Source organism: Hymenobacter puniceus, assembly GCF_014333525.1.
In the GTDB taxonomy this organism is placed as follows: Bacteria; Bacteroidota; Bacteroidia; order Cytophagales; family Hymenobacteraceae; genus Hymenobacter.
The window spans coordinates 855,151-871,872 of the sequence record NZ_JACSCX010000001.1 but is presented as its reverse complement, the minus strand read 5'-3'; the positions used below and the strand labels follow the sequence as shown (position 1 = coordinate 871,872).

Annotated in this window: 12 protein-coding genes; 9 read left to right on the top strand and 3 right to left on the bottom strand. The window is 60.5% G+C overall.

What is annotated here, in order from left to right; genetic code table 11:
• Positions 1 to 91 precede the first annotated feature (91 nt).
• From H8B14_RS03720 to msrA, 3 genes are all read right to left on the bottom strand, one after another.
• Positions 92 to 1,252 carry a methionine aminotransferase gene (locus H8B14_RS03720; protein ID WP_187314233.1) on the bottom strand — a complete coding sequence of 387 codons (1,161 nt, stop codon included), beginning with the start codon at positions 1,250 to 1,252 and terminating at the stop codon, positions 92 to 94.
• Between the two features lie 139 nt (positions 1,253 to 1,391).
• Positions 1,392 to 2,195, bottom strand: coding sequence for a PAS domain-containing protein (locus H8B14_RS03715; RefSeq protein ID WP_187314232.1), 804 nt, complete (start codon positions 2,193 to 2,195; stop codon positions 1,392 to 1,394).
• A gap of 159 nt (positions 2,196 to 2,354) precedes the next feature.
• Entirely contained in the window at positions 2,355 to 3,038 is a 684-nt protein-coding gene (gene msrA, locus H8B14_RS03710; protein WP_261989861.1) for a peptide-methionine (S)-S-oxide reductase MsrA, read from the bottom strand.
• 248 nt (positions 3,039 to 3,286) lie between these two features.
• On the opposite strand from msrA, the gene H8B14_RS03705 reads away from it, so the two are divergent.
• The 9 genes from H8B14_RS03705 (at position 3,287) to ruvA (ending at position 16,634) form a co-directional block, all read left to right on the top strand.
• A complete protein-coding gene (locus tag H8B14_RS03705) occupies positions 3,287 to 3,577 on the top strand; it encodes a hypothetical protein (protein WP_187314231.1) in 291 nt (96 codons plus the stop codon).
• Positions 3,578 to 3,720: 143 nt separating this feature from the next.
• Positions 3,721 to 4,167 (top strand): DUF2141 domain-containing protein, encoded by a 447-nt coding sequence (locus H8B14_RS03700; RefSeq protein ID WP_187314230.1) that lies wholly within the window; start codon positions 3,721 to 3,723, stop codon positions 4,165 to 4,167.
• Between the two features lie 172 nt (positions 4,168 to 4,339).
• Positions 4,340 to 7,240, top strand: a complete 2,901-nt coding sequence (locus tag H8B14_RS03695; RefSeq protein WP_187314229.1) for a TolB family protein — start codon at positions 4,340 to 4,342, stop codon at positions 7,238 to 7,240.
• Between the two features lie 184 nt (positions 7,241 to 7,424).
• Positions 7,425 to 7,883: a BLUF domain-containing protein gene (locus H8B14_RS03690; protein ID WP_187314228.1), complete on the top strand. Its 459-nt coding sequence runs from the start codon at positions 7,425 to 7,427 to the stop codon at positions 7,881 to 7,883.
• 91 nt (positions 7,884 to 7,974) lie between these two features.
• Entirely contained in the window at positions 7,975 to 9,819 is a 1,845-nt protein-coding gene (locus H8B14_RS03685; RefSeq protein WP_187314227.1) for a PAS domain-containing sensor histidine kinase, read from the top strand.
• 187 nt (positions 9,820 to 10,006) lie between these two features.
• Positions 10,007 to 12,544, top strand: coding sequence for a TonB-dependent receptor plug domain-containing protein (locus H8B14_RS03680; protein ID WP_187314226.1), 2,538 nt, complete (start codon positions 10,007 to 10,009; stop codon positions 12,542 to 12,544).
• Positions 12,545 to 12,687: 143 nt separating this feature from the next.
• Positions 12,688 to 13,281, top strand: a complete 594-nt coding sequence (locus H8B14_RS03675; protein ID WP_187314225.1) for a hypothetical protein — start codon at positions 12,688 to 12,690, stop codon at positions 13,279 to 13,281.
• A 186-nt stretch (positions 13,282 to 13,467) separates the two neighbouring features.
• The gene (locus H8B14_RS03670; protein WP_187314224.1) at positions 13,468 to 15,747 is read left to right on the top strand and encodes an NADP-dependent malic enzyme; all 2,280 of its coding nucleotides are present in this window, start codon (positions 13,468 to 13,470) and stop codon (positions 15,745 to 15,747) included.
• A 281-nt stretch (positions 15,748 to 16,028) separates the two neighbouring features.
• A complete protein-coding gene (ruvA, locus tag H8B14_RS03665) occupies positions 16,029 to 16,634 on the top strand; it encodes a Holliday junction branch migration protein RuvA (protein ID WP_187314223.1) in 606 nt (201 codons plus the stop codon).
• The last annotated feature ends 88 nt before the right edge of the window (positions 16,635 to 16,722 follow it).

The window sequence follows — 16,722 nt, the reverse complement described above, 5'->3', positions numbered from 1 at the left end:
AATTAACATGCCATTCTTCTTTACATACGTAAAAATTCACTTGCCAGATTGTAGGTGGCGGGAAGCCGGATAGTATTCTAGGCTGCTCTTTTTACAACGCACACAGCCGCTCAGCGGCAGCCTGTAGCGTAGCATCCTGTTTGGCAAAGCAGAAGCGAATCAGGCCTTCATCGTGGCTGTTGTGGTAGAAGGCCGACACAGGTACCACGGCTACACCTGCCTCCCGCGTAAGATGCCGGGCGAATTCGACATCAGGCAGCGTAGAGATACGGCCGTAACGGGCCAGCTGAAAGTACCCGCCGGCCACCGGCAGCAGGTCGAAGCGCGAACCAGCCAGCAGCTCCCGAAACAGGTTGCGCTTGTGCTGATAAAAGCCGGGCAGGTGCTGATCGTGGGGGGTGCCGGATTCCAGCACATCGGCCAGGGCGTGTTGGGTGGGCGTGCTCACGGCAAAGGTCAGGAACTGATGCACCCGGCGCACTTCGGCCGTGAGGGCTGGCGGCGCAATGCAGTAGCCCATTTTCCAGCCAGTGGCGTGATACGTTTTGCCGAACGACGACAGCACAAATGCCCGCTCCCGCAATTCCGGATGTTGTAGGGCGCTGCGGTGCAGTTCCCCATCAAACACCATATGTTCATACACCTCGTCGCTGAGCAGCATCGTGCCGGTGTCGCGCAGAATAGCAGCCAGCGCATCCAGATCGGCAGCAGTTAGTACAGCACCGCTGGGGTTGTGGGGCGAGTTGAGCATAACCAGCCGCGTGCGCGGCGAGAGAGCTACCCGCACCTGTTCCCAATCGGGGCGAAAGTGGGGGGCAGGCAGCGGCACGTATACCGGCACGCCGCCCTGCAGCCGAATGGCCGGGCCGTAGAGGTCGTAGGCAGGCTCCAGCACCAGCACTTCGTCGCCGGGATGCACCACTGCAGCCAGCACCGCATATAAGGCCTCCGTAGCTCCACACGTAACCGTAATTTCCGTGGCCGGATCGGGCGCATCTATGCCATAGACACGGGCTGTTTTGCGGGCAATTGCTTCGCGCAGGCGCGGCAAGCCTGGCATGGGGGCGTACTGATGGTGGCCTGGCAGGGTGGCGTGGCGGGCCAGCGCCTGCTGCAACGCCAGCGGCGGGTCGTAATCGGGGAAGCCCTGCGCCAGATTGATGGCCCCGCACTCCTGGGCCAGCTGCGTCATCACGGAGAAAATGCTGGTCCCGATGTCGGGTAGCTTGGAAGCAGGTAGAGAAAACGGCATGCAGGGTAGAATATGAGCTGTAATATAATAGAACGTCATGCAGCCCAAAGCGAAGCATCTCGCTAGTGTGGTACAATCACTATACTAGCGAGATGCTTCGCTTTGCGCTGCATGACGTTCGATGTCAACTCATACGCCACTACTCGCGCAGTGCTGCTTCCTCGGTTACGTCGCGCATGGCTCCCACCATCCTCACTGGCAGGCCCGCCGCGTCATGAATCACGCAGGCGCGGTCCTGGATGGTCAGGTAGTGGCCATCAGAGCGGCGCAGACGAAACTCGGACTCCAACAGCTTGGCGCTGGTGGTCAGGTCGTCCTGCACGCCGTTCTGTACCCGCTCCAAGTCGTCGGGATGGATCAGGCTCAGCCAGAACGCCACCGTTTCGGTATCGGGGCGGGGCGGGTAGCCTACCATCTGCCAGAAGGCCTCACTATACCACATCCGGCCCGAGGTCATGTCCCAGTCCCACATCAGGTCGTTGGTGGCGCGGGCCATCAACTCAAACAGCTCCCGGCCCCGGCGCTCCTGAATTTCGGCCCGCTTTTGCTCATCAATGTCTGTAGAAGTGCCCAGCCAGCCCAGCAGTCTGGTATCATCGCCATACAGGGGCACTACCCGGTCGAGGTACCAGCGGTAGCGGCCATCGTGGCCACGCCAGCGCAGGTGCAGTTCCATGGTTTTGCCGCTGGGCAGGTGGCGCAACTGGGCATCAGCTGCTTCGGCACGGTCGTCGGGGTGCAGATAGTCCACAAATCCTCCATCAGCCAGGGCATCGGCCGGGGCGCCTGTGTAGCTGTGCCACCGCCGGTTGCAGTGAATAACGGTGCCATCGGGGGTGGAAAGCCACGCCAGATGCGGCAAGGCATCCAGCATAGGCACTGGCTGCAGATCCCGCATCAGGGTTCGGGCAGCAGCAGTTTCAGTGATATCAGACCAGAGCATAGGTGTGGGAAGAGCAAGCGGAGCGGTGGTGCAAGATACAGCGACTTACAGAACATAGTGGTTTGGCTATGGCTGGCCTGGACACTGCTTTAAACCAGGCAGCGGCCACGCACGAGGTACATGGCCGCTGCCGACAGGGGCGATTGGCTGGGACCCTGCTTACAGTGGGTTTTTCAGAAGCTGTGGGAAAGCCTTGCGAAACTTCTGCACCTTAGGCACCGACACCGACTGCACATACGGATTGTCGCCGTGGAGACGGAAGTAACCTTGGTGGTAGTCTTCGGCCGGCCAGAACTTGGTGAAAGGCGTCACCTGCGTCACAATAGGGCTGGCGTAGTGCTTGGAGGCATTCACCCGTTTGATGGTGGTCTCAATAAGCTGCTTTTCCTGCGGGGTGCGGAAGAAGGCTACTGAGCGGTACTGCGCGCCAGCATCGGGGCCCTGGCGGTTGAGGGTTGTGGGGTCGTGGGCGGCCAGGAAAAACACGTCGAGCAGCTGCTGGTAGCTGATCTGTGCGGGGTTGTAGTACACCTGGAAGCTCTCGGCGTGGTCGGTGCGGCCACTGCCTACCTGCTCGTAGGTGGGGTTGGCCTCTTTGCCTCCGGCATAGCCCGACACCACGTACTGCACCCCTTTCAGTTCTTCGAACACTTCTTCGGTGCACCAGAAGCAGCCGCCCGCAAATGTAGCTACAGCCAAGCCTTTGGCCTGAGCGGCCGTGGGCAGGCCGCCGGCCGTGGAACGACTCAGGGCCTGAGCATCAGCAGGGCGCTGCTGAGAGCAGGCCATTGTGAGCAGTAGCAAACCCAGCAGGTATGGATTCTTTTTCAGAAATGGAAGCATAGCAAAACAGTGGAGAAAGGAAAAGAACGGGCTACTATACGTAGTTGCATCCCTACCGGACTTGTCAGGTGAAAGCTCAACAACAAGGAATGGATGACGCGTTCCAGCAAATAGCACAAGCAGAATGAAAATGCATGGTTGCAGCAGGCTGCTATACCACCTCGATTCGGCACAAAACTGTTGCCAATAGATGCAAATCATGTTTGTACACGAGTTGCTGCCAACCTCTTCCTTACTGTTGACGTATCGTGATTTTATTCAAAAAAATAGCCTTTATGTCAAATCTTAATGACGCTCATTTCCCTGCTGGCAGTGCTTCCTTCAACCCGCGGGTGCGGGAAGAAATGGCAGCGCGTATGCGCAAATTTCATAAAGAAGTGGTCGGCAGAATTGGCCAGGTGGAAATGCTGAAAGTATACTGCCACGCACTCAGCAACTGGGTGCTCAATCCTAATACCGACCCGTATCAGATAGAAATGCTCTTCGACGAAATTTGCCACGCGGCGCAAGCTGAAGATCTGGAAGGATGGGACATATAGCGCAGGCATAGGCACGCAAACCCAGGGTTTCTGGCTATATTGATGGCCCCTTGCGCGCAACTGACCGGAATACTGGTTGTGGCACTTTTTTAGAAGTGCTGCGTGTTGGGCCTGCATTGTTTCACAAGTGTCCTGCCTGGTCTATGATAATTTCGACGCGCGCTATCCTGTTTGCTGCCAGTGGGTTGCTGGCTGCCGCTCCGGCTTCGGCCGGAAACCCGGTAGGTACTTCCTCAATTACAGTGGTTGTTTCGGCACTGGCCTCCACGCAGTCGGTTGTGAAGCTGTATTTCTACAACCTGCGCGACCAGTTTCTGAAGCCGCAAGGCTACGTGTTCAAGAAAGTGGTGCTGCCCGCCGGCCATAACCAGATTACGCTGCCCGTAGACTTGCCAAATGGGGAGTGGGCCGTGGCCATCACGCAGGATATGAACAACAACGACAAGCTGGATAAAAACTTTGTGGGCATCCCAACTGAGCCGTTTGCTTTTTCCAATAACGTGCGCCCTACTCTGGCCCCACCCGATTTCAATGAGTGCAAGTTCACGGTTAGTGGCCCACGCGTAGTAGCCATCAAGCTGACCAAGTAGCTGTTTGACAGCTAAAGCCTGCCTCCAAAGCCCTTTCCGCGTTTCGGGAAGGGTTTTGCTGTTCTATAACCTAGTTGATAGGGTAAAGTAAGTCTGCTGTGGCAAGACTAGGGTGCCGGGAATGCTTGGAATTGATGCCGCAGTTAGGGGCATTACATTCTATCTTTCCGCTATGCGCTCTGTCTTCTTTATTGCGGCCCTTTTGGCTGCTCCGGCCCTGGCCGGCTATGCCCAAAGCCTGCCCATTCTCGACCAGAACCCACCAGCCCTGCGCTGGCAGGAAGTGCGTACGCCGCATTTTCGGGTGCTGTACCCGCTGGGCTTCCAGGAAGCTGCCCAGCGTACGGCCCGCCGGCTGGAGCAGATACACGGCCCGGGCTCGGCCACGCTGGGGGTCAGCCCGCGGCCTATTGCCGTGGTAATGCAGACGCGCACCAGCGTCAGCAACGGCTTCGTTACGTTTCTGCCGCGCCACGCCGAGTTTTTCAGCACCCCGCAGCAGGGCATGGGCCTGGGCACCGTCGATTGGCTGGATGGGCTGGTGGTGCACGAATACCGCCACGTGGTGCAGTTCGAGAAAGGCCGCCAGGGAATTGGGCGTGTGCTGGGGCCGCTGCTCGGGGATGGTGCCCTGGGTGTGGCGGCCGTGGGCGTGCCGCAATGGTTTTTCGAGGGTGATGCCGTGGGTATTGAAACCGCCCTGACGCGCAGCGGCCGGGGCCGGATGCCGGAGTTTGGAGCCGGCCTGCGTGCCAACCTGCTTGCTGACCGCCGCTATAGCTACCAAAAGGCCGTAAATGGCTCCCTGCGTGACCAGGTGCCTAATTGGTACATACTGGGCTACTACCTCACGTCGTACGCTAAAACCCACTACGGCCCCGACGTTTGGGACCGGGCCCTGACCGCCTACTATCGGTTTCCGTTCTACCCGTTTTCGTTTTCCCAAGGCCTGAAGCGCACCACTGGCCTGCGCGTAGAGCAGCTCTACCAGCGCACCATGCAGGAGCTGGATTCTGTGTGGCGCGCTCAGCAGCGCGCCCTGCAGCCTACTGAAGCGCGGGAGCTGGCCGGTCAATATCAAGGCAAGGTGCTCACCGAATATCAGTACCCGCAGTACCTCAACGACAGCACGGTGCTGGCCCTGAAAAGTGGCCTCGGCGACATTGCGCAACTGGTGCTGCTAAGCCGGAAAGGCCAGGAACAGAAGCTGTTTGTGCCTGGTTTGCTGAATTTGCCCGAGCAGCTGAGCGTGGGCGGCGGCAAAGCGGTGTGGCCCGAACTCCAGCCCGATGCCCGCTGGGGCCAGCGCATTTATTCCGAGCTGAAAGTGCTGGACCTGGCTTCCGGCAAACTCTCCCGCCTGGGCCGCCACCACCGCTACACGGCCGCCGCCCTCTCGCCCGATGGCACCCGGCTGGTAGCCGTGGAAACCGACTCTGCCTATCACCACGCCCTGCACCTGCTTGATGCCCGCACCGGCACCGTGCTTCAAACCCTGCCCAACCCTCAGAACGACCTATACTTACAGCCCCGCTTCACGGCTGATGGGCAACGTATTGTGGCCGTCACGCTGAAACCGGCTGGCAAAACCCTGGAAGAATTCAGCCTGACTACCGGCGCAGTGCGGGCGCTGCTGCCCGTCGCCAATATCAACCTGACCAACCCCCAGCCCTGGTCCGACTATGTGCTCTACAATTCGCCGCAGTCGGGAATTGATAATGTATATGCGGTGCATACCACCACCGGCCAGGTTTTCCAAGTGACTTCGCGGCCGCTCGGCGCCTATCAGGCCGCCGTGTCGCCGGACGGGCAGCAGCTGGCGTTTCATGATTTCCGGGCCACCGGGGCGCGTATTGTGCAGATGCCACTGCAGCCGGCCACCTGGCGCCCTGTGCCGGCCGTACCGCCCGAAGCCGCCGATGCCGGCCAGCCTTACGTTGCCGCACTGGCGGCGCAGGAGCCGGGGGCAGCTACCATAGTTCCGTTGTTGGGAGTTGCCTCCCGCCAAGATTCAGCGGCGCGCTACCCGGTGCGGCCTTACTCGGTGCTGCGGCATGCCTTTAATGTGTTCAGCTGGGGCGTGGTGCAAAGCCCCACCGGCAACAGCGTCAGCCTGGGGCTTCGTTCGCAGGATTTGTTGAGCACCACCCAGGCCTTAGCCGGCGTCAGCTACGACCAGAACGAGCGCACCGGCGCCGTATTCGGCGGGCTTAGCTACCAGGGTAAGTATCCGGTGTTCGATGCCGAAATCAGCCACGGCGGCCGCAACGCTGCACGCTACATCGACCGAGCTCGGAACCAGCCGCTCGACAGCCTCCGCGCCGACCGGTGGCAGACCACGCGCCTCACGGCCGGCCTTCGGCTGCCGCTCACCCTCACCCGCTCGAAATACCTGTCGGCGCTGAGCTTGAGCAGCTACTATCTGCTGGAGCAGGTCAGCGGCTACGATCTGCCGGTGCGGTTCCGCTCCGAGCCCGGCCCCGACCAGCCCGTGCATGCGCTGCAAACCACGCTCAGCTACGTGCGCCAGCTCAAGATGAGTGCCCGCGACGTGGCGCCGCGCTGGGGTGCCACGCTGCTGCTCACCTCGCGCGCCACGCCATTTGGAGCCGGACTGGCGGCGCAGCAGTGGGGCGCGCAGGGTAGTGTGTACGTGCCCGGCCTGGGCAAGCACCACAGCTTGCGGTTGCGCGCCGGCTACCAAAGCCAGCAGCAGCGGCAGTATCAGTTTGCTTCGGCTGTCAGCTTCCCGCGCGGCGAAAACTACGTGAGCTTCGATAGGCTGCGTGCCGCTTCGCTGGACTACTATCTGCCGCTGGCGTTTCCGCACTGGTCGGTGGGGCGGCTGCTGTATGTGCAGCGGCTGAGGGCCACTGGGTTTCTGGATGTGGCGCAGGGCCGCAGTACCGGCGTATCGAGGGCAGGCAACTACCGCAATGCAGGGCTTGACGTGGCAGCGCTGTTTAACGTGCTGCGGCTGCGTACCCCACTGGAAGTTGGCGTACGTCTGGTAGTGAATACGTACACCAATGAACTGGTATTCGAGCCGCTGGCGTTCAGTATCCGGCTATAGGATCAACCAACATGCAGCTGACCAAGTAAGCTGTTCGCCAACCGAAGAGCGGCTGCGGCCTTGCTGGAGTGCTGCGCTCCATGGCAGGAGCTTACTAACACCCAGCTGAAACCTGGTCTGGATTCTATAGGTTAAAGATAATAGGAGCTCAACAATAAAGTCAGGAGCATACTATTTTAGCAGCATGAAGCATATCGTGTACATGAGCCGCGCAGTGCATGCGCTAACCGACAGTGAACTACAGCACCTGCTTGACCAAAGCCGCCACGACAATGCCCGCCACGGCATCACGGGGGTGTTATTTTACAGTCATGGCAACATTGCCCAGTTGTTTGAGGGCGAGGAGGCTATTGTTGACAGCTTATTTGAGCGTATTGCTTCGGATGGCCGCCACTCGCATGTGCGCAAGCTGATAGACCGGCCCATTGCTGCCCGCAGCTTTGCAGAGTGGTCAATGGCCTTTCATCCGCTGGCCGCTGCCAGTTTCCAAAAGCTGCAGGGGTTTTTGATGCCGCACTACGTACCACCTGCGCCCGAGTCGTTGCCCATTGCCGATGCCATGCTGCTGGAACTGGTGCGGCTCGCCGTATTCGGGCCCGATCCGTCGCAGCCGTATTCGCACAAGCTGGCTTCGTCAAACTAAGCTCCCGCCTGCGCGCGCTTAGGATGCCAAGTCCTATGTTTTATCGGCTCATGCTGGCTTCAGGGCTGGCGGGGGCACTTGCCACCATTGCTTGATACCTACTCTTCCATTTGAGCAGATGCTGCATCAGCTGCCCGCAGGGGTTGCTACCCTGTCGGGGCCTGAGTTGCGGTACGCTTTCGTCAACGACCGGATGCGTGAGTTGGTGGGGCAGGGGCCACTGGGCCAGCGCGTTGCCGACCACCCTGGGGCGCTACCTGCTGTATTGCTCGATGTGCTGCCGCGTATCTATAGTGATGGTGAACAGTATCTGGCCAAAGCCTTGGCCTGTGGCCCGGAACATTGCTACGACTTATCGGTGCAGCCCTACCACGATGAACAGGGCCAGATTGCCGGACTGCTGCTGCTGGCGGTTGATGTCAGTGAGCAGGAATCATCGCGGCAGCGCGCCCACGAGCTGCTGCTGGCTACCCGCCACCTCGATGCCCGGTTGCGGGTGCTAACCGAAACGGCCCCGCTTATTACGTACACCACCGATGCCGCTGGTAAAGTCACCTACGTCAGCCCCCAGTGGTACCGCTTCACCGGCCAGCCGCCCACCGCCGACCTCACGGCCATCTGGCCGCTGCTGATTCACCCAGAAGACCGGCTGCGTGTGCTGTACGAAGCTGAAACCGGCCGGCGGGCGGGGGCCGGCTGGAACTTTGAATACCGGTTGCGCCGCTACGATGGGATGTACCGCTGGATGCTTAGCCGGTCGCTGCCTGAAATCCATCCGCCCGATGCTCCGGTATTCTGGCACGGTGCTCTCACCGAAGTACACCAGGAGCGGGAGCTAAGTGAAGCCCGCCGCCGGGGCGAAGCCGAGTTGCGCTTTCTGGCCGACAGCATTCCAGAACTGGTGTGGACGGCTTCGGCTGAGGGCCTGGTTGATTATTACAATCAGTACACCCACGAGTACACTGGCCTGACGGAAGCTGAGCTGGGCCCTACCGGCTGGGTGGGCTTGTTGCAGGCCGAAGAGCAGGCCGCTGCCGCCCGCCGCTGGGTGCAGAGCGTGGCCAGCGGCGAGGAGTTTGAAGGCGAATATCGGATGCGGCGCCACGACGGGGTATACCGCTGGCACACCATCCGGGCCCGGCAGCTTAGCGCCGGTAGCGGGCCGCGCTGGTTTGGCACCTGCTCCGACATCGAAGAGCAGCATAGACTGCGGCAGGTGCTGCAAACCCAGTACGATGAACTGTCGCGCGCTCATCACAACCTCGACACTTTCGTGTATGCCGCCTCCCACGACCTGCGGCAGCCTACCAATAATCTGCGGGGCTTGTTTGAGGAGCTGCGGCGCTCAGTGGCCTTCACCGATTCCGAGCAGGATCTGATGCTGGAAATGGTGGACTCGGCTTTGGTGCAGCTAGATACCACGCTGATTGATCTAGCCACCACTGTGCGCACACAGCGGCAGCAGCAGGATCCGGTAGAAGTGCTGGACCTGGCGCTGGTGTTGGAGGAAATTCTACTGGGGCTGCGTCCTGAAATTATGCAGCGCGGCGCTCGAATTGAAGTGCAGGTTGGTGAGGCGCCGGGCTTACGCTATAGCCGGGCTAATGTACGCTCTGTGGTGCATAACCTAGTGAGTAATGCCCTGAAATTCAGTCATCCCATCCGGCCCCCGCACATTGTGTTACGCACCTTCCTGACTGCTCAAGGCCACCCAGCGCTGGAAGTGCGCGACAATGGCCTGGGCATGCACGTAGATAATGCGGCGCACCCGATTTTTCAGCTTTTTTCCCGACAGCACACGCATGTTGACGGTACGGGTGTTGGGCTGTACCTCGTGCAGCGGATTGTGAGCAGCCAGGGTGGCCATGTAGAAGTCACCAGCACGCTAGGTGAAGGCACGACCTTCACGATTTATTGGACGGTGCCTCATGCCTAGTGCACGGCTCTGTGCTAAGTTTTCGGCGCTACGCTGTTCGTTGGAAGTTGGTATGCTACTGTGGATAGGCATTCGGCAGGTTAGCCCGAATGATCAAGGTTAATTGGAGGTTCTTCGGCCGGATTATTGCGACAATAGTATCGTTACCTGAACTAGTACTAATTATTCATTCTATAGCAATACGTTTATGCCGTCACATTTTCCCCGTCTGCTGCCAGCAGCCTGCTTGTCGTTGGGAGCATTTGCCGTTTCTTCTAGCTTCCTGGGCTTCGATCCGGTGATGCAACGCCTCGCCACCCGGTTGCAGGCATACTATACCGAGGCGCACCCTGAAGTCAGCTACCTGCACCTCAATCAGTCTGCGTATGCGGCCGGCGAAACCCTCTGGTTCAAGGCGTACGTGGTAGACGGCAGCACGCACCAGCCGGACTCGCTGAGTGGGGTGCTGTACGTGGATATGGTCAGTCCATCGGGCCGCCAGGTGCCGCTGCGCCGCACGCTGGCGTTGCGCGGGGGAATGGCGCACGGCGATATCCAGCTGCCCGACTCGCTGCCCCAGGGTATTTACACGCTGCGGGCCTACACCAACTGGATGCGCAACAGCGGCGAAGAGTTGTTTTTCTCGCGACGGGTGCCGGTGTGGCAGGCCGCGCCTTCGTCGCGGGCCGGCAGCCGGCTGATAGCGAAAGAAATGAGTGCTACCCGTCGGGAAACTGCCCTTGCGGCCCGCCCCGACGTGCAGTTTTTCCCGGAAGGCGGCGACTACGTGGCCGGTCTGCCTACGGTGGTGGGGGTGAAGGCCCTCGACGCCACCGGCACCGGGCTGGCCGTGCGCGGCACCATCCTCGACGATCAAAATCAACCGCAGGCTACGTTCACTACCTCCGTGCTGGGCATGACGGCGCTGCCGTTCATGCCGACGGCCGGCCGCCGCTACCGGGCCCGGGTGGTGCTGCCCGACAGCACCACCGCCGACTATCCGCTGCCCGAAGTGCAGCAAGCAGGCTGGGTGATGAACGTGCGCGACGCCGGCCCCAGCCTGCAGGTGTTTATCCGGTACCAGCCGCCGCAAGGAGCCGCGCCGGCGCCAACACGGCTCCGGCTGCTGGGCCACGTGCGCGGCGTAGTGGTGTACACCGGCGCCGGCCAGATTCAGGCGTCGGAAACCTTCGTGGCTACCGTGCCCAAAGCGGGGCTGCCAGCCGGCATCGTGCACTTCACCCTCTTCGACGACCAGCAGATTGCCCGGGCCGAGCGCCTGGCGTTTGTGCCCGAAGCCGCGCCGCTACGCATCAGCCTACAACCCGAAAAAACCACCTACGGCCTGCGCGAAGTGGTGTCGATGACGGTGGACGTGCGCAATGCCGCCGGCCAGCCCGTGGCCGCCGAGCTGTCAGCGTCGGTAGTGGCGGAAGGCCTGCCAGCTACTGGCACTACCGACGCCAATGTGGAGTCGCACCTGCTGCTCACGTCCGAGCTGAAAGGCTACGTGGAAAATCCCGGCTATTACTTTCGCAACCCCACGCCCGAAACGCGGCGGGCCCTCGACCACCTCCTGCTCACGCAGGGCTGGAGCCGCTTTGTGTGGTGGAAGCTGTTGGCCTCCGATGCTTCACCAGCCGCCGCCTACCCATTTGCGCCCGAGCAGGTCCTGACGCTGAGCGGCCAGCTGGTGCGCCTCAATGATAAGCCCGTGCCCAACGGCACCCTCACGCTGTTTCAGGAAGCCAATAAGAGCGTAACTGTGGGGCAGACCGATGCCACCGGCCGGTTCGCCTTCACGAGCTTTTCGGGCCAGGATTCCAGCCGGGTGCTGGTGCAGGCTCGCACCGAGAAGGGTGGGTCCAATGTAATAGTGAAGCTGGACAAGCTGTGGCCGCTGCCGGCCAAACCTACGCCGCTGCCGCTGCTCAATCCGGCAACGCCCCTGCCGTCGGAGGTGGCCGTGTATGCCCAGCGCAGCCGCCGCCAGCAGGTGCTGGAGCAGCAATACCGCCCCGATTCCAGCCGCAGCATCGTGCTGCGCAACGTAACCGTGAAAGGCAGCCGCCCCACCCCGACCCGGCACGACCCTCGCTCGATCCATCTGAGCGCCGATGCGGTAGTGCGTACGCGCGACATTCCGGCTGCTGACAACGCCACCGACGTTTTTCAGCTATTGCAGGGGCGGGTATCAGGCATGGAAATATCCCGTAGTGGTACCTCTTACATCGTGCAAATCCGAGGTATTTCCAGCATGACCGGTCGTAATGATCCGCTACTGCTGCTTGATGGTATCCCGCTACCTGATACGCGAGGCATGCAGGACATTCCGCCGTCGATGATCGAGCGGATCGAAGTGCTGAAAGGTGCTTCAGCAGCCATCTACGGGCTGCGCGGAATGGGCGGGGTAATTGCCGTATTCACCAAGCACGGCAACCCCGACTACGACTACAGCCAGGAAAACGGCACCGAAAGTATGGTGTCGTATCAGCTGCCGGCCTACTACCGGCCCCGCGAGTTCTACGCGCCTCGCTACGAGAAAACGCCGGCCGCCCACCGCCCCGACCCGCGGGCCACTACGCTCCATTGGCTGCCGCGCCTGCGGGTGCCTGCCTCCGGTACGGCCCGCTTCACGTTCTACACCGCCGACGAGCCCGGCACGTTCCGCGTGCGGGTGGAAGGCATCGGGGCCACCGGCCAGCCAGTGACCGGCAGCACTTCACTCACGGTAGCAGCGCAGTAAGCGCAGTGCGGCTTCAGAGCAGGTTGTCGGTTCAGTGCGGATTGCCTAATAAAAAATATCCGGTTTACGGAACTATTCCTGGCTACTCTGGCACAACTCTTGGAGCCGGGCCGGCACCTTCACTTTTATGCCGGATTATTTCAATGAAACGTTTCCTATTCGCTTGCCTGACCACTGCTTCTCTATTCACTATTGCCTGCCAGAAAGATGCCGCCGAGCAGCCCCAGCCAGCCGTGCCGGCGCAGGAAGCTGCCCTGAACATGACGTTTCGCTATAACAGCCCCGACGAAACGCGTGGCATCAATCATCTAGCCGACCGTCCCGGCGGCCAGCTGCTGCCCGACCGGCTTGTGCTGAAACTTAGCAACAGCCAAACCCGCCCCACCGACCAGCTGGAATTTACGATTGCCAAGAGCCGCCAGAAGCCCGGTCTGGCCGGCACCTACACGCTGGCCTCGCAGCCCGACCCTAGCGCCGGCGACGTGCAGGTCAGCTATCTGCGCTCCAGCTTCACTGGCAATGCCATTGGCCACTTGGTTACTGGCAACAGCCACCGCCTCACGGGCTCGGTTGTTATCAGCAGCTACGATGCTGCCCGCAACCTCATCAGCGGCAGCTACAGCGTGGAGGCGGCCGGCAGCAAAGACCCATTTGTGTTCCTGACTTCCGGCACCGACAACCACCGTTCCGGCGACCTGCGCGTGTACGGTACTTTCACGGAAGTGCCGCTGCGGTAGAGAGCTGTGTAGCGGTTGTGGCAAGCGAAGCGAGGAATCTGGGTTGCTGAGTCAACCGGATAGTGCAGGTTTTTCGCTTCCTCCGAAATGACAGCTCAGGCGTTTAAACTTTGATTCCGGCGGATTTGGCCCCAACTTGCTTATGCTGCAGCTTCGGCGGCAGCGTTTCACTTTGGAATCCGACTCATGCTCAAAATCAACAAGCAGGACGCTCTTGACTATCATTCCCAAAGCCCCGCCGGCAAAATTGAGGTAGTGCCCACCAAGCCTGTCAGCACCCAGCTGGATTTGGCGCTGGCCTACTCGCCGGGTGTTGCCGAGCCCTGCCTGGCCATTGCCCAAAACCCCGACGACGTCTATAAATATACCGCTAAGGGTAACCTGGTAGCCGTTATCAGCAACGGAACGGCCGTGCTGGGGCTTGGCAACATTGGGCCGGCGGCCAGCAAGCCGGTGATGGAAGGCAAAGGCGTACTGTTCAAGAAATTTGCGGGCATCGACTGCTTCGACATCGAAATCGACGCCACCGACCCCGACGAGTTCATCCGCATCGTGAAGGCGCTGGAGCCCACCTTCGGCGGCATCAACTTGGAGGATATCAAGGCCCCGGAGTGCTTCCGCATCGAGACCGAGCTCCGCGACAAGATGAACATTCCGCTCATGCACGACGACCAGCATGGCACGGCCATCATTTCGTCGGCGGCGCTGCTCAACGGCCTGGAAGTAGTGGGCAAAAGCATCGAGGACATCAAGCTGGTGGTGAGCGGCGCGGGCGCGGCGGCCATCAGCTGCCTGCGCCTGTACCTGGCGCTGGGCCTCAAGCTGGAAAATGTGGTGGTGTTTGACAAAGATGGCGTCATCAACGCCAGCCGCACTGACCTCGACCCGCTGCAGCTGCAGTTTGCCACCAGCCGGCCCGTCAGTACCATGGCGGAGGCGCTGGAAGGAGCCGACGTATTCCTGGGCCTTTCGGCGGCCAACGTGCTGCCGGCCGAGCTGCTGCTGAAGATGGCCGACAACCCTATTGTATTTGCGCTGGCCAACCCCAATCCCGAAATTGCCTACGAGCTGGCCATGGCCACCCGTCCCGACATCATCATGGCGACGGGCCGCTCCGACCATCCCAACCAGGTCAACAACGTACTCGGCTTCCCCTACATCTTCCGGGGCGCGCTGGACGTGCGGGCCACCGAAATCAACGAGGCCATGAAGCTGGCCGCCGTGCATGCGCTGTCGGAGCTGGCCAAGGAGCCGGTGCCGGACATGGTGAACCGCGCCTACGGCGACAACACGCTGGCCTTCGGCCGCACCTACCTCATTCCGAAGCCCCTCGATCCACGCCTGATTACGACGGTGAGCCCGGCAGTGGCCCGCGCCGCCATGGAAAGCGGCTCGGCCCGCCGCAACATCGAAGACTGGACCGCTTACGAAGACGAGCTGCGCGGCCGCCTCGGCGTGAATCAGAAGCTGATGAACCGCATTACGTCGGCGGCCCGCGCCAATCCCAAGCGCGTGGTATTTGCCGAAGCCGACAACTACAAAATCCTCAAGGCTGCTCAGATTCTGTTCGACGAGGGCATTGCGGTGCCTACTTTGCTCGGCAACCGCAAAAAGCTGGAAGCCATTGCCCAGGCCAACAACCTCGACCTGCACGGCTGCCAGATCATCGACATTCTGGAGGAAGACGCCAAGCGGGAGGAGTACGCCAACCTGCTGTATGAGAAGCGCCGCCGCCGCGGCATCACGCTCTACGAAGGCCGCCGCCTGCTGCGCGAGCGGAACTACTACGGTTCGATGATGCTGGAAACCGGTGAGGCCGATGCCTTCATCACGGGCCTTACCAAAGACTACGGCAAGAGCATTGTGCCCTCCTTGCAGGTAATTGGGGTAGAAGAAGGTGTGAAGCGCGTGGCGTCCATGTACATCATCCAGCACAAGAAAGGCCCGTTCTTCTTCGCTGATACCACCGTCAACATCGACCCTACGGCTGAGGAAATGGTGGACATCATCGGCCTGACGGCCGAGGCCGTGCGCTTCTTCGATGCCGAGCCGCGGGTGGCCGTTATCAGCTACTCCAACTTCGGCTCCAACCCCGGCGAGCTGCCCGACAAGGCCCGCCGCGCCACCGAGCTGGCCAAAAAGCGCTACCCCGACCTGATTCTGGATGGCGAGATGCAAGCCAACACAGCCCTCAACCCCGACCTGCTGCGCGAGCAGTACCCGTTCTCGGAGCTGGCCGCGAAAGGCGGGGCCAACACGCTCATCTTCCCGAACGTGATTAGCGGCAACATTGCCTACAAAGTGCTCCAGGAAATCGGGGGCGCCGAAGTAATCGGGCCGGTGCTGATGGGTATGCGCAAGCCGGTGCACATTCTGCAGATGGGCGCTTCCGTGCGCGAAATCGTGAATATGGCCTCCATTGCCGTGGTTGATGCCCAGCAAAGCCAGAACAACCGCGGGCTGTAACTGAGCTTGCAATTTGCCAGCATACGGCAAATAAAAGAACCTGAGCAGCTTGCCACAAACCCATCGAACGTCATGCTGAACTTGCCGGAGCGAGCCAGCATGACGTTCTTTTGTCTGGGCGGATTTGCGCCTGTTGCAGCTCGCTTTCTACTGATTCATTGCCTCGCCACAGGCAATTTATTTCGCTAATAATGCCGCTGGTTTCGGGATAGAAAATCCGCCCGCTGGTGTTGCCCTGCCACCCTGATTCCCATTCTCCAGGTCCTAAGCCCTACAACCCCATGATTGCCTATATCGAAGGAAAGCTCGCTTACAAAGACCACGCTCAGGCCATTCTCGACGTGAGTGGCATCGGCTACGAAGTGCGGATTTCGCTCAGCACATTCAGCAAGCTGCCCGCCGAGGGCGACAAGGCCAAGCTTTACACCTTCCAGCACATTAAGGAAGACGCCCACACGCTCTACGGCTTCCTCGACCCCAGCGAAAAAGCGCTATTCATGCAGCTGATTTCCGTGTCGGGCATCGGGCCGGGCACGGGCATTGTGATGGTGAGCAGCATGAGCGTAGGCGAAATCCGCCAGGCCATCGTCAACGAGGACGTGCGCGCCATCCAGAGCATCAAGGGCGTGGGCCCCAAAACGGCGCAGCGCGTGATTCTGGAGCTGCGCGACAAGCTGCGCAAAGACGAGCTGCTGGCCAAAGCCGGCGTTGATACCGTGCCGCTGGCCCGCACACACAATACCAGCCGCAGTGAGGCGTTGTCGGCTTTGGTGACGCTGGGCTTTGCCCGGGCCGCTGCCGAGAAGAACCTTGACCAGATCCAGAAGCGCTACGGTAACGACCTGAGCGTGGAGGAATTGATTAAGTTTGCTCTTAAGTCAAATTAAGTATTGAGACGGAAGTAATGAGTATGAAGTAGTTGGTATTGAGAGGTGAAGCCGGGGCATAAATGCCCTTGCTTCCACTTGATACCGG